General features: G+C 45.0%; 15 protein-coding genes and 1 other annotated feature. All 15 genes read left to right on the top strand.

Going from position 1 to position 14,225, the window contains the following annotated elements:
• Nucleotides 1–151 precede the first annotated feature (151 nt).
• The 15 genes from thiS (at nt 152) to ACMN7X_RS09710 (ending at nt 14,196) form a co-directional block, all read left to right on the top strand.
• Nucleotides 152–370, top strand: coding sequence for a sulfur carrier protein ThiS (gene thiS, locus ACMN7X_RS09640; protein ID WP_418747256.1), 219 nt, complete (start codon nt 152–154; stop codon nt 368–370).
• On the top strand, nt 361–1,164 hold the full coding sequence (thiF, locus tag ACMN7X_RS09645; protein ID WP_418747257.1) for a thiazole biosynthesis adenylyltransferase ThiF: 804 nt from the start codon (nt 361–363) through the stop codon (nt 1,162–1,164). The genes thiS and thiF overlap by 10 nt, the downstream gene beginning before the upstream one ends.
• A gap of 11 nt (nt 1,165–1,175) precedes the next feature.
• Nucleotides 1,176–1,586 carry a M67 family metallopeptidase gene (locus ACMN7X_RS09650; RefSeq protein ID WP_418747258.1) on the top strand — a complete coding sequence of 137 codons (411 nt, stop codon included), beginning with the start codon at nt 1,176–1,178 and terminating at the stop codon, nt 1,584–1,586.
• A gap of 78 nt (nt 1,587–1,664) precedes the next feature.
• Complete coding sequence (locus tag ACMN7X_RS09655; protein ID WP_418747259.1) at nt 1,665–2,894, top strand: O-acetylhomoserine aminocarboxypropyltransferase/cysteine synthase family protein; 1,230 nt, start codon at nt 1,665–1,667, stop codon at nt 2,892–2,894.
• A 198-nt stretch (nt 2,895–3,092) separates the two neighbouring features.
• Complete coding sequence (nadA, locus tag ACMN7X_RS09660) at nt 3,093–4,004, top strand: quinolinate synthase NadA (RefSeq protein ID WP_418747260.1); 912 nt, start codon at nt 3,093–3,095, stop codon at nt 4,002–4,004.
• 55 nt (nt 4,005–4,059) lie between these two features.
• Nucleotides 4,060–5,238: an ATP-binding protein gene (locus tag ACMN7X_RS09665; protein ID WP_418747261.1), complete on the top strand. Its 1,179-nt coding sequence runs from the start codon at nt 4,060–4,062 to the stop codon at nt 5,236–5,238.
• 9 nt (nt 5,239–5,247) lie between these two features.
• Nucleotides 5,248–6,285: a [FeFe] hydrogenase H-cluster radical SAM maturase HydE gene (gene hydE, locus ACMN7X_RS09670; protein WP_418747262.1), complete on the top strand. Its 1,038-nt coding sequence runs from the start codon at nt 5,248–5,250 to the stop codon at nt 6,283–6,285.
• A gap of 162 nt (nt 6,286–6,447) precedes the next feature.
• Nucleotides 6,448–6,723 (top strand): DUF7724 family protein, encoded by a 276-nt coding sequence (locus tag ACMN7X_RS09675; RefSeq protein ID WP_418747263.1) that lies wholly within the window; start codon nt 6,448–6,450, stop codon nt 6,721–6,723.
• Nucleotides 6,716–6,937, top strand: a complete 222-nt coding sequence (locus ACMN7X_RS09680; RefSeq protein ID WP_418747264.1) for a DUF7723 family protein — start codon at nt 6,716–6,718, stop codon at nt 6,935–6,937. The genes ACMN7X_RS09675 and ACMN7X_RS09680 overlap by 8 nt, the downstream gene beginning before the upstream one ends.
• Nucleotide 6,938: 1 nt before the next feature.
• A complete protein-coding gene (locus ACMN7X_RS09685; protein ID WP_418747265.1) occupies nt 6,939–7,307 on the top strand; it encodes a DUF4160 domain-containing protein in 369 nt (122 codons plus the stop codon).
• Nucleotides 7,308–7,328: 21 nt separating this feature from the next.
• Nucleotides 7,329–7,588, top strand: a binding site (T-box leader).
• Nucleotides 7,589–7,634: 46 nt separating this feature from the next.
• Nucleotides 7,635–9,011 (top strand): TrpB-like pyridoxal phosphate-dependent enzyme, encoded by a 1,377-nt coding sequence (locus ACMN7X_RS09690; protein WP_418747266.1) that lies wholly within the window; start codon nt 7,635–7,637, stop codon nt 9,009–9,011.
• A gap of 191 nt (nt 9,012–9,202) precedes the next feature.
• Nucleotides 9,203–10,495, top strand: a complete 1,293-nt coding sequence (locus ACMN7X_RS09695) for a BMP family ABC transporter substrate-binding protein (RefSeq protein ID WP_418747267.1) — start codon at nt 9,203–9,205, stop codon at nt 10,493–10,495.
• Nucleotides 10,496–10,569: 74 nt separating this feature from the next.
• On the top strand, nt 10,570–12,114 hold the full coding sequence (locus ACMN7X_RS09700; protein ID WP_418747268.1) for an ABC transporter ATP-binding protein: 1,545 nt from the start codon (nt 10,570–10,572) through the stop codon (nt 12,112–12,114).
• Nucleotides 12,104–13,213: an ABC transporter permease gene (locus ACMN7X_RS09705; protein ID WP_418747269.1), complete on the top strand. Its 1,110-nt coding sequence runs from the start codon at nt 12,104–12,106 to the stop codon at nt 13,211–13,213. The genes ACMN7X_RS09700 and ACMN7X_RS09705 overlap by 11 nt, the downstream gene beginning before the upstream one ends.
• Nucleotides 13,210–14,196, top strand: coding sequence for an ABC transporter permease (locus ACMN7X_RS09710; protein WP_418747270.1), 987 nt, complete (start codon nt 13,210–13,212; stop codon nt 14,194–14,196). Before ACMN7X_RS09705 ends, ACMN7X_RS09710 begins: the two co-directional genes overlap by 4 nt.
• Nucleotides 14,197–14,225 lie beyond the last annotated feature (29 nt).

The raw sequence follows: 14,225 nt of genomic DNA on the forward strand, positions 1-14,225 counted from the left end.
TTCGGTTGTAAGTATTAAAGGCTTTGGCGTATTCATGGTTATACTCCTTTCGATAGCACTGATTAGAGTATAACACAAAACAAATAAAAAGTGTAGTCAAATAATAGATGATGTACTAGATGAAGTCCGGATAAGAAAGGAAGAGCTTTAGATGAATCTTATAGTTTCGGGAGAGAAGAAAACATTTGCGGATGGAATTACTGTCCGTGAGCTGATCCAGATTGAAAATGTAGAGACACCGGAGTATGTGACCGTGTCATTAAATGACGAATTTGTGGAAAAAGCAGCCTTCGGGTCAACCCTGTTAAAAGACGGAGATGCGGTGGAATTTATTTATTTCATGGGTGGAGGTTTGTTAAAATGGCATTGACAGATGGGCAGCTGGAACGTTATTCCAGGCATATCATATTAAAAGAAGTTGGCGTAAAAGGTCAGAAAAAGCTGTTGAACAGTAAAGTGCTCATTATCGGGGCCGGCGGCCTCGGAGCGCCGGCAGCCATGTATCTGGCAGCCGCCGGTGTGGGGACCATCGGCATTGCTGACGCGGATGAAGTCGATCTTTCAAATCTTCAGCGTCAGATCATCCATGCCACAGAGGATGTGGGAAAGGCAAAAGTGGAATCGGCTAAAGAAACGATGGAACGGATGAATCCGGATGTTATTGTGCATACTTACCGGAAATATGTCATGGCGGACAATATTAGGGAATTGATTCGGGATTATGATTTTGTTATTGACGGTACGGATAATTTTCCGGCCAAATTTTTGATCAATGATGCCTGTGTTATGGAGAAAAAACCTTTTTCCCATGCAGGGATCATCCGCTTTAAAGGACAGCTGATGACTTATGTGCCCGGGCAGGGGCCGTGTTATCGATGTATTTTTCAGTCTCCTCCTCCGAAGGATGCGGTGCCGACCTGCAAACAGGCCGGGGTCATCGGCGCCATGGGCGGTGTGATCGGAAGCCTTCAGGCAATGGAAGCCATAAAGTATATACTTGGTGTGGGTGAACTGCTTGTCGGGAAACTTCTGACCTATGATGCGCTTAAAATGGAATTCCGTACGGTTCCCCTTCCTAAAAAGGTATCGACATGTGCCGTTTGCGGCGATCATCCGACAATTACCGAATTGATCGATTATGAACAGGCTGTCTGTGATTTGTGAGGTTAGATATCATGCTGTTTATTAAGAGACGAGACTATCTGAATATGATCTCCTATGCCGAACAGGGGCTGCCAAATGAAGTGTGCGGTCTTCTGGGCGGTTTGATTGACGGTGATATAAAGATAGTAAAGAAAATATATTATTTAACAAATGTGGATGCAAGCAGAGAGCATTTTTCGATGGACCCGAAGGAGCAGTTTGAGGCCATAAAAGATATGCGAAGAGAGGGACTTCAGATGATCGGAAATTTTCATTCCCACCCGGAGTCTCCGTCCAGACCTTCCGAAGAAGATAAAAGGCTGGCTTATGATCCGAAAATCCGGTATCTGATACTTTCTCTTATGAATCGTCATCAACCGGTGTTAAATGCTTTTGAGATAAAAAAAGGACGGGTATCCATAGAAGAAATTCAGTTCATATAATTTATATACAGGATGTCCTGCGGTTCATTTCAGATGGCTGTCAGGGCATTTTCTGTGATCAAATGTGAGGTGCAGGAAATGAAATTTAATACACAATTATTACATGGAAAGGGCGTAGGTAAATATCCGGATGGGGCGACGATACCTCCGATTTCCCAGGTCAGTGCATTTGCCTATGAAACAGCGGAAGAGTTGGAGAAGATATTCGATAATAAAGCGCCGGGGTATGCTTATACCCGTATCGGAAATCCCGTGGTGGCGGAGTTTGAACGCCGGGTGAACGACCTGGAAAAAGGGATTGGCGCGGTAGCATGCGCATCAGGTATGGCGGCTGTGACGGCTGCGCTTTTAAACATTTTGGGTGCGGGCGATGAGATCATAGCAGGCAGCGGCTTGTTCGGCGGGACTATTGATCTGTTTGGAAATTTCGAGGCTCTGGGTATCCGCACAAAATTTGTCCGCCATATCACGGTGGAGGAAATTGAACCGCTGATCACGGAAAAAACGAAGGCAGTTTTCGGCGAGGTCATCGGTAATCCGGGGCTGGATATTATCGATGTCCGGGCGGTTTCGGAATTTTTGCATGACAGGGGAATTCCATTCATAGCGGACAGTACAACAGCTACCCCTTATTTGTTTCAGCCGATTGCCTGTGGAGCCGACATTGTCATTCATTCTTCATCCAAGTACATTAACGGCGGCGGAAATTCCATCAGCGGTGTGATTGTTGACAGCGGTCGGTTTAAATGGGATGTAAGCAGATATCCCGGGCTGGAAAAATATAAGAAGTTTGGACCGTTTGCTTATCTGGCCAGGCTGAGAAATGACATTTGGAGGAATATGGGAGGCTGTCTGGCGCCGATGAATGCTTTTTTAAATATTATCGGTATGGAAACGCTTGGCCTGCGCATGAAGACCATCTGCAGCAATGCCCGTCAATTGGCCCTGGCAGTGAATACTCTTGACGGTATTTCGGTCAATTATCCGCTGCTCCCGGGAAATCCATATGAGGCTTTGGCACGACAACAGTTTAATGGTTTTGGCGGCGGCATCCTGACATTGCGGCCGGGTTCAAAGGATAGGGCCTACAAGTTAATGAATCGATTGAGATATACTTTAAATGCGACAAATATTGGAGATATAAGAACACTTGTAATTCATCCTGCATCCACAATTTATGTTCATAGTACGGAGGCTCAGAGGGAGGCGGCCGGTGTATATGAAGATACCATTCGAGTGAGTGTGGGGATTGAAGATGCGGAAGATTTAATTGAAGATTTTGTTTCAGCCATTCAGTCTTTACAATAAAATCCAGCTGGGGGATTGACGCAGCTGGAAAATAACACTATAATACATAGTAAACAGATGGGATTTGTATATAAAAAGGCGTGAAAAAAATGGGTTTTGATTTGGATGATGCAGATGAGAGAATGATAAAATCCTATTTAATATGTAGGAATTAATATGTAGGAAAAAATATCAGAAGAGAATTGGGGAGGCAAAAACATGAGTGATGAGATTGCAACGTCGATCAGACAGTTAAAAGAAGAAAAGGATGCGGTGATTCTTGCCCATTATTATGTAGATGGAAAAGTACAGGAAATTGCCGATTATGTAGGAGATTCTTATTATCTGGCCGAGCTGGCTGCGAAAGTTCCCCAGAGCGTGATTATCTTTTGCGGTGTTTCTTTTATGGGTGAGAGTGCAAAGATTTTAAATCCCGGCAAAAGGGTCATTATGGCTGACAGGTATGCGGACTGTCCGATGGCCCATATGGTGGATTTGGAACGTATTCGGGAAGTCCGCAGGGAACATCCGGATGCAGCGGTTGTCTGCTATGTGAATTCGACTGCGGAAATTAAGTCGGAATCGGATGTTTGTGTGACCTCTTCCAATGCGGTAAAAATTGTACGGAAGCTTCCGAATAAGAAAATATTTTTTATACCGGATAATAATCTGGGGCGTTATGTGGCAAAACAACTTCCGGAAAAGCAGTTTATCTTCCATGATGGTTTTTGCCATGTTCATAAGAGTATACATAGGGAAGAAGTGTTAAAAGCAAAGGAAGTACATCCTGAGGCACTGGTACTTGCTCACCCGGAGTGTACAGAAGATGTGCTGGAACTGGCAGATTTTATCGGAAGCACCTCCCAGATCATCGACTATGCCACAAATTCTGATGATAAAGTTTTTTTAATCTGTACCGAGATGGGCATTTTTTATGAGCTTCTGATGAAAAATCCGGATAAGAAATTTTATTCGGTGGGGCATCGTCAATTCTGTCCGAATATGAAACGGATTCACCTGGAGAGTGTTCTTACGGCTTTACAGTCGTTGGAACCGGAGGTGGAATTGGAAGAAGAACTTCGCAAAAAGGCAGAACGGCCTTTACAAAAAATGTTAGAACTGGCAAAATAAAAGAAGATCCGGGGCGGGATGCTATCGAAATATCATGAAGACAGCGGAGGAGAGTATGGAATCAATAGAAATAGAAGATCTGTTAAAGTTGGACAGCGGCACTGTCACTATTGTTGATATACGGACAGATGAGGATTATCGCCGGGGCACTATACCTCATGCGATTCATATTCCGAAGGATGAGGTCTGCCGGAGACTGAGGGGGCATGAGTTATCGGAACCCCTGTATATTATGTGTCATACCGGTGAACGGAGCAGGGAACTTGTAAACGAGCTGGAAAAAGAAGGATATCCGGCCATCAATGTTTCCGGCGGTTATCGGGCTTTTTTGCGTTATCAGCTCAGTCATTTTCTGGAAGAAAAACCGGCGGCGGCCCGAAAGACCTCGGAGATTGAGCGGAGTATCATTACAACCTACAGGAAGTCGATCTGGCGCAGGTTTACGAAGGCAGTTCACGATTATGAACTGATTCAGGAGGGCGATCGGATTGCGGCCTGTATTTCCGGCGGCAAGGATTCAATGCTCATGGCAAAGCTTCTTCAGGAACTCCAGAAACATGGCAAAGTACATTTTGAACTGGTGTTTCTTGTCATGAATCCGGGTTATAATGCAGATAACTGGAAAATTATTCAGGATAATGCAAAGCTTCTGGGGATTCCTTTGACTGTATTTGAGAGTGATATTTTTGATACGGTGGCGGCGATTGACAAAAATCCATGTTATCTCTGCGCGCGGATGCGGCGGGGATATCTCTATTCCCATGCAAAAAAATTGGGATGTAATAAAATTGCCCTGGGCCATCATTTTGATGATGTGGTTGAGACGATTTTAATGGGGATGCTTTACAGCGGCAAGATTGAGACGATAATGCCGAAGCTTCACAGTCAGAACTTTGAGGGGATGGAACTGATTCGGCCGATGTACATGGTGAGAGAGGCGGATATCAAAGCCTGGAGAGATTATAACCGGCTCCATTTTATCCAGTGTGCCTGTCGATTCACGGAAAACTGTTTAAGCTGCGGCGGCGAACAGGGTTCTAAACGGGATGAAATGAAGGAGCTGATTGCTGAATTCCGCAAAAAAAGCGATGTTATTGACAAAAATATTTTTAAGAGTGTTCATAATATTAATTTAAAAACGGTGATTGGCTATCATAAAGGCAGTATGACCTATAATTTTCTGGATGATTATGATATGATGGATAAAAATAATCCGAATTTGCGGGATAAATAGGAGTTTTGTATGGATGTTGCAGGAAAACTGATTCAAAATCATGAACTTTCACGGGAAGAATATATAGATCTTCTGGAGAATTGGAAAAATCCGGAAACGGCGAAAAGTCTGAGGGAAGCGGCTGTGAAGCTGCGTAAGCAGTATTACGGCGATAAGGTTTATACCCGCGGACTGATTGAATTTACGAATTATTGCAAAAATAATTGTTATTATTGTGGTATCCGCCGGGGAAACGTTCATGCTGAGCGATATCGGCTGAGCCGGGAAGAAATTCTGGACTGCTGTGAAAAGGGATATGCCCTGGGCTTTCGGACTTTTGTGCTGCAGGGCGGCGAGGATCCCTATTATACGGATGAACGGATGGCGGAGATTATTCGCTCCATTCGCCGGGCCTATCCGGACTGCGCGATCACCCTTTCCATTGGGGAAAAATCCTATGAGAGTTATAAGTTGTTTAAAGAGGCGGGGGCAAACCGATATCTGCTCCGGCACGAAACGGCCAGCGATGAGCTTTACCAACAGCTTCATCCGGCGGAAATGCTGCTGTCCCATCGGAAACAGTGCCTCTATGATTTAAAGTCTCTCGGATATCAGGTGGGCGCCGGTTTTATGGTCGGCTCTCCGGGACAGAAGACAGAACATCTGGCAGAAGATCTGGTTTTTCTAAAAGAACTTCAGCCCCAGATGGTGGGCATCGGGCCGTTTATTCCCCATCATGAGACAAAATTTGCCAATGAAGCCGCCGGAAGTGTGGAACTGACACTGTTTCTTCTGTCAGTGATTCGTATCCTTCTTCCAAAGGCGCTGCTTCCGGCCACCACGGCTCTCGGAACAATGGACCCAAGGGGACGTGAAAAAGGACTGGAGGCCGGGGCCAATGTGGTGATGCCAAACCTTTCCCCGGTAAAAAACCGGAGACAGTATGATTTATACGATAATAAAATATGCACCGGTGAGGAAGCGGCGGAATGTCGGGGCTGCCTGGAACGGAGGGTGGCTTCCGTTGGATACCGTCTGGTGGCGGAGCGGGGCGATGCGCTGGTGTAGGATTGTTTGATGTGCAGTTGCGCTGCAGTGGAATTTATTACAAATCCATGATATAATTATTTCATATGTAAGAGATGGACTGGAATTTAGAGTGTGGCGAAAGCTTACATTCGGAAACTTATGCTGAAAGAGGTATAAGTATTTTTTTAGAAGGGACGCTGTATGATGGAAAATGAAGCAATCTTAACGAATGATGAGCGTTATACCATTTTTAAATATGGAAGTTACGTAATCCGGTTTAAGGCTCCGTATTCATTAGAAAGATACACACAAATAAAGGAATGGGATCATGGATATTTAGTAGTTATGGCAAAATATAGTCATAATGCAGAGGCGGAAGAGGAATATATAGATTTGCACCCTATTTTGGAAGGACTTTATTTTGATGCAGATAGCTTTTTGAATCCAATAGAGAAAGTGAGGATTTCTTATGATTGACGTAATAGAGGTAGCTGATAGGGCGGATATGATTATTAATGGCTATGCATTTACAAAAGAGGCTGATTTTATTAAGGTTTTGAATTTAAATAACCCAGAAAAGGCGGTTATGATCGATAAAACAGGGGATGTACTGGAAACAAGTATGGATGACATAGAAATTCAGGTTGTAAAGAGATATTGGGATAAAAATAAAGAGTTGTTGGAGGATTAGCATGCCTAAGTACTATGAATATAAGATTGAAGGCTATTATCTCTATTTTACCTCTTTTTGTACGATTGAATGTATGCATGTACATGCAAGCGATAGAAAGCTGACAGAAGCGGGGTCGGCAAAGTTTTTTGTAAAAGAAAACGGTGATAGCGTACTCCAAAATCGCGGTCTGTTAAATGACAGAGAAATAAGAAAGATTCAAATTTTTATAAAAAATAATTATCTTGAAATGTATTTAAAGTGGTCAAAATACAGCCAAAAGGGTTTTTTACGAAAAATAGAGGTTTATCAGGAAGATGGATTGAAAAAAATGCAGGGTGTATTGTTGAATGTTAGAACAGAGAAATTTTTCATTGACAATACTTTTTAACTGCATTATAATAAATTCAAATTAAAACCGATGAGCAAGAGTAGTAGCTTTGACGGCATATTCCCAGAGAGTTGCGGATGGGTGGAACCGCAATATATGAGTGAAAGTGAATGGACTTGTGAGGGCAAACCGAAATCTGTATATGGGGAGTATATTCAGATGGTAGGGGCGACGGTAATCCGGCCGTTAGAGCGGAGCATGTATGATGGTACATGGCTGAGAGCATTCTTGAAAGAGAATGAATATAGGTGGCACCGCAGGAAAATTTACCTGTCCTATTGAGTTAATAGGACAGGATTTTTTTATTTAGGAAAGGAAGGTAGAAAGATGACAGAGAAACAGCAGATCCCTTACAAAATTTATCTTGAGGAAAATGAGATGCCGAAGCAGTGGTACAATGTCCGGGCAGATATGAAAAATAAACCGGCGCCGCTTTTAAATCCGGGGACATTACAACCGATGACGGCGGAAGAATTGGGCGGCGTGTTTTGTGATGAGCTCGTAAAACAGGAGTTGGACGATACAACGGCTTATTTTGATATTCCGCAGGAGATTTTGGATTTTTATAAAATGTACCGTCCGTCACCGCTGGTTCGGGCCTACTGTCTGGAAAAAGCATTGGATACGCCGGCGAAGATCTACTATAAATTTGAAGGAAATAATACATCCGGAAGTCACAAACTGAATTCAGCCATCGCCCAGGCTTATTATGCGAAACAGCAGGGCTTAAAGGGCGTAACAACGGAAACCGGCGCCGGACAGTGGGGAACAGCTCTGTCTATGGCCTGTGCTTATCTGGGACTGGATTGTAAAGTATATATGGTCAAATGTTCTTATGAGCAGAAACCGTTCCGCCGGGAGGTTATGCGGACTTACGGTGCCAATGTAACGCCGTCCCCGTCAGAGACTACAAATGTGGGACGTAAGATCCTGGCAGAACATCCGGGAACAACGGGAAGTCTTGGCTGCGCCATTTCGGAAGCGGTGGAGGACGCGACAAGCCATGAAGGTTATCGCTATGTTCTCGGTTCGGTTTTGAACCAGGTGCTTTTGCATCAGTCTGTTATCGGCCTGGAAACAAAGGCCGCATTGGATAAATATGGTATTCATCCGGACATTATCATCGGCTGTGCCGGCGGCGGTTCCAATCTGGGCGGATTGATTTCTCCGTTTATGGGTGAAAAGCTCCGGGGTGAGAATGACTACCGGTTTATTGCGGTGGAACCGGCCAGCTGCCCAAGTTTTACCCGGGGTAAATTTGCCTATGATTTCTGTGACACGGGAATGGTTTGTCCGCTGGCAAAAATGTACACTCTGGGCAGCGGCTTTATTCCGTCCGCGAATCATGCCGGCGGTCTCAGATATCATGGAATGAGTTCTATTCTTTCCCAGTTATATCATGATAAATTAATGGAAGCTGTTTCTGTTGAGCAGACATCCGTATTCGAGGCAGCCACTAAGTTCGCGCGGATCGAAGGTATTCTTCCGGCTCCGGAGAGCAGTCATGCCATTAAAGTGGCCATCGACGAGGCTATGAAATGTAAAGAAACCGGCGAGGAAAAAACGATCGTATTCGGATTGACAGGCACAGGATATTTTGATCTGGTTGCTTATGAAAAATTCAACAATGGTGAGATGAGCGATTATATCCCGACAGATGAAGATCTGGCGGTTGGTTTTGCCGGCCTCCCAAAAGTTGACTGAGAATGGATTTGTCAAAGCCGCTGCATCTGCGATTTATAAAACCGTTGATGCAGCGGTTTACTTTTGCACGTTTATTTTTACGCGTTCGGCGGCAAATTTTGTTGACTTTAGTCGGGCGTTATGCTACCATAAATACGTATTTTTTGACAATGAAACAAAATAACAATTCATTCAAAACGGAGGTATGAAAAATGAAATTGAAAAAGTTTCTTGCACTTGCACTGGCCGTAACAACGGTATTGTCCATGAGTGTACTCACAGGATGTTCTTCCAAAAAAGAAGAAACATCTGCAAAAGAAACTACAGCTGAGACAACAGCCGAGACAGGGGCTGAAGGTGAAGAAGCAGCAGGCGCTAAGGTAGATATGGCGGATATCAAGATTGGCTTTATCTTCCTTCATGATGAGAATTCTACTTATGATAAGAACTTCATCGATGCTGCCAATGCCGCAAAGGAAGCTCTTGGTCTTTCTGATGAGCAGGTTATCTTTAAAACCAATATTCCTGAAAGCAGCGAATGTTATGAAGCCGCAGCGGATCTGGCTGACCGCGGATGTAATATCGTGTTTGCCGACAGCTTTGGACATGAACAGTACATTGCACAGGCAGCAGCAGAATTCCCGGAAGTACAGTTCTGCCATGCAACAGGAACAACCGCTCACACAGCAGGTCTGGCTAACTTCCACAATGCTTTCGCATCAATCTATGAAGGCCGTTACCTCGCAGGTGTTGCCGCAGGCATGAAATTAAATGAAATGATCGCTGCAGGCGAATTTACAGAGGAAGAAGCAAAAATGGGTTATGTTGGCGCTTACACATATGCTGAGGTTATTTCCGGATATACATCCTTCTATCTTGGCGCTAAATCCGTATGCCCAACCGTTACAATGGATGTACAGTTTACGGGAAGCTGGTATGATGAGACAGCTGAAAAAGAAGCAGCAAATACTCTGATCAACGGCGGATGTAAATTGATCAGCCAGCATGCAGATTCCATGGGTGCACCTACAGCCTGTGAAACCGCCGGTGTTCCGAATGTATCCTACAACGGAAGTACAGTAGCTGCCTGCCCGAATACATTTATCATATCTTCGAAGGTTGACTGGACTCCTTACTTTGAATATATTGTAAACTGCGTTGCCAACGGCGAAGCGATCGATGCTGACTGGTGTGCAGGATTTGAAGAAGGTTCCGTTGCATTATCTGAAATCAATGAAGCTGCCGCAGCTGAAGGCACAGCAGAAGCGATTGAAGAAGTTAAGGCGAAATTAATTTCCGGTGAAGTTCATGTATTTGATACAACAACATTTACAGTTGATGGAAAGAATCTGGATTCCTATATGGCTGATGTTGATACCGATGCAGACTATACGCCGGATACAGAAGTAATTTCCGATGGATATTTCCATGAGTCCGAGATGCGGTCCGCACCGTATTTTGACCTTCGTATCGACGGAATTACAACTCTGAATGAGATGTTCTAATTTGAAATTTCATCCAACCGGGCGGGGCATAAACTGTCCCGCCCGTATGTTTTTTATGGTATACAGGAGGAATTATGGAGGAACAAAAAAACGCGGCTATTGAATTGCGCAACATCACTAAAACCTTTGGAAAGGTTGTTGCGAATAAAAATATCAGTCTTCGTGTGAACCGCGGCGAAATCCTTTCCATACTCGGAGAAAACGGCAGCGGCAAGACGACCCTGATGAATATGATCTCAGGTATTTATTTCCCGGATGAAGGACAGATTTTTATTGACGGCAAAGAAGCGGTCATCGCATCCCCGAAGGATGCCTTTGATTATAAAATAGGTATGATTCATCAGCATTTTAAGCTGGTGGATATTTTTACGGCTGCCGAGAATATTGTCCTGGGCTTTGAGGAAGAGGGCGGTTATAATATCCGCCGTTCAGCCAAAAGGATTCTTGAGATCAGCGAACAGTACGGATTTCATCTGGATCCGATGAAAAAGATATATGAAATGTCTGTTTCCGAAAAGCAGATGGTGGAAATTATCAAAGTATTGTACCGCGGGGCCGATATTCTGATCCTGGATGAGCCGACGGCGGTATTAACTCCGCAGGAGACCCAGAATCTGTTTGAAATACTGCGCCGTATGCGTGCAGACGGCAAAGCTATTGTTATCATCACCCATAAGCTTCATGAGGTCCTTTCCCTGTCTGACCGGGTGGCTGTTTTGCGTAAGGGCGAGTATATCGGCACGGTAATGACGGCGGAAACCGATGAAGCACAACTGACTGAAATGATGGTTGGCAAGAAGGTTTCTTTGAATATTGAGCGCAGCGAGCCGGTGAATACGGTAAAACGTTTGGAGGTCCGCAATGTCAACTGCAGGGAACATGGAGTGCAGATCTTAAAGGATGTGTCCTTTGAGGTGAATTCCGGGGAAATTCTCGGCATTGCCGGTATTGCGGGAAGCGGCCAGAGAGAATTGCTGGAAGCCATCGCCGGACTTCAGGGGCTCCAGAGCGGTGAAATTTTTTATTACGATCCGAAAAACGGTGAGAAATGTAATTTGAGGGATAAGACGCCTCTGCAGATCCGGGATATGGGTGTGCGTCTTTCGTTTGTTCCGGAGGACCGTCTCGGCATGGGCCTTGTCGGAAATATGGATATTACGGATAATATGATGCTTCGGAGCTATCGTAACGGCAAATCCGTATTTGTTAAGAGAAAGCCGCCGAAGGATCTGGCGGAGCATATCATTGAGCAGCTGGATGTTGTAACGCCGAGTGTCAGCACGCCGGTACGCCGACTGTCGGGAGGTAATGTGCAGAAGGTGCTTGTCGGACGGGAGATTGCCGCGTCGCCGACGGTACTGATGGCAGCCTATCCGGTTCGGGGGTTGGATATTAATTCCTCATATCTTATTTACAATCTGTTAAATCAGCAGAAAAAGGCAGGAGTTGCCGTGATTTTTGTCGGGGAAGATCTGGATGTATTATTGGAACTCTGCGATCGGATCATGGTTATCGGTTCCGGCAGAATCACGGGAATTGTTGATGGACGTACAGCAACAAAAGAGCAGATTGGTTTACTGATGACAAAAGCAGATGGAGGGAAAGCGCATGAACAGTAAAAAGAAACATGAGCCGAAGTTTCATATCGCCAAGCGGGATGACCTTGTATGGTGGAAATCCTGGCTGATCCGTATTTGCGCGGTAGCGGTGGCCCTGATCGTATGTGCATTGGTGACGGTGGTTCTTACCGGGGAAAATCCGATCAGTGTCTATGTGAAGATGTTTGACGGCGCTTTTGGAACAAAGCGGAGAACGTGGAGTCTGGTTCAGAATGTTGCCATGCTTTTGTGCGTGTCGCTTGCTGTAACCCCGGCATTTAAGATGCGCTTCTGGAATATCGGCGCCGAGGGACAGGTACTGGTTGGCGGTCTTGCCACGGCAGCCTGTATGATTTTGTTCGGCAATAAGCTGCCGAGCGTTGCTTTGTATGCCCTGATGATTGTTACCAGTTGTCTGGCCGGTGCTGTCTGGGCAGTGATCCCGGCATTTTTCCGGGCAAACTGGAAAACAAATGAGACATTGTTTACGTTGATGATGAATTACATTGCCATCCAGCTGGTGTCCTATTTCACCTATATCTGGTCGGTTCCTAAGGGTTCCGGGCAGATTGGCGTTATTAATCAGTCCACCCGCAGCGGATGGATGCCGTCTCTTGGAGGTTATGATTATCTGCTGAATATTCTCGTTGTGGCAGCTCTGACTGTGTTTATGTATGTTTATCTCCGCAGCAGTAAACATGGCTATGAAATCGCTGTTGTCGGTGAAAGTGAAAATACGGCCCGCTATGTTGGAATTGACGTAAAGAAGGTTATTATCCGTACAATGATTCTTTCCGGTATGATCTGCGGTATTGCCGGACTTTTATTAGTCAGCGGAACCGATCATACAATTACAAGAGATACGGCGGCCGGCCGCGGATTTACAGCCATCATGGTTTCATGGCTTGCAAAATTTAATCCGCTGTATATGATTTTGACCTCTTTTCTGATCGTTTTCCTGCAGAAAGGCGCCATTGAGATATCGACAACCTTCGGACTGAACAGTTCCTTCTCGGACATTCTTACAGGCATAATCATTTTCTTTATTATCGGAAGTGAGTTTTTTATTAACTATACAATTAAAGTTCACAGTTCTAAGAAAGGGGAGAATAAATCATGATTGCATCCTTTATTCAACGTGCCGTTGTTCAGGGAATTCCGCTTCTGTTCGGTTCCACCGGAGAGATCATTACAGAAAAATCCGGGAATCTGAATCTGGGTATTCCGGGAATCATGTATGTCGGCGGTATCAGCGGTGTTATCGGGGCATTTATGTATGAACAGTCTGTGGCGGATGCTTCGGCAATGAATCCGTTTCTGGCGGTCATCATTCCCCTTTTGACCTGTATGCTCGGTTCCCTCTGCATGGGGTTGATCTATTCCCTTCTGACGGTAACTCTTCGGGCTAATCAGAATGTGACAGGTCTTGCGCTCACTACCTTTGGTACAGGTTTTGGAAACTTTTTCGGGGGTTCATTGATTAAACTCGTAAAAAGCGATATGCCGTCCATCAGTTTGACGGCCACAAGTAATTTCTTCCGGAAGACTCTGCCTTTTGCGGGGAAGTTCGGATCCGTCGGCCAGGTGCTTTTTTCCTATAGTTTTCTGGCTTATGTGGCTATCGTGCTGGCTTTGGTCACCTCTTTTGTTTTGAGCAGAACCCGGGTGGGACTTCACCTCAGAGCTGTGGGAGAGAACCCGGCAACAGCGGATGCGGCGGGCATTAATGTCAATCGTTATAAATACGTTGCAACCTGTATCGGCAGTATTATTGCCGGCCTGGGCGGTTTATACTATGTTATGGATTATGCCTGCGGCGTGTGGTCAAATGACGGTTTTGGCGACCGTGGATGGCTCGCCATTGCCCTTGTTATTTTTGCTCTTTGGCGGCCGAATCTGAGTGTCCTGGGATCTATTTTATTCGGTGGTCTTTTTATCATCTATAACTATATTCCAAATCTTGGAATGAGCGACCAGGAATTGTTTAAGATGCTCCCATATGCGGTGACCATCATTGTGCTGATTCTTATCAGTATCCGGGAAAGCAAGGAGACACAGCCTCCGGCCCATTTGGGTGTATCCTATTTCCGGGAGGAAAGATAGATTTATTATTTTGTGTAATGTATACCCTT

This window comes from Frisingicoccus sp. (assembly GCF_048388605.1).
Classification (GTDB): Bacteria; Bacillota; Clostridia; order Lachnospirales; family Lachnospiraceae; genus Frisingicoccus.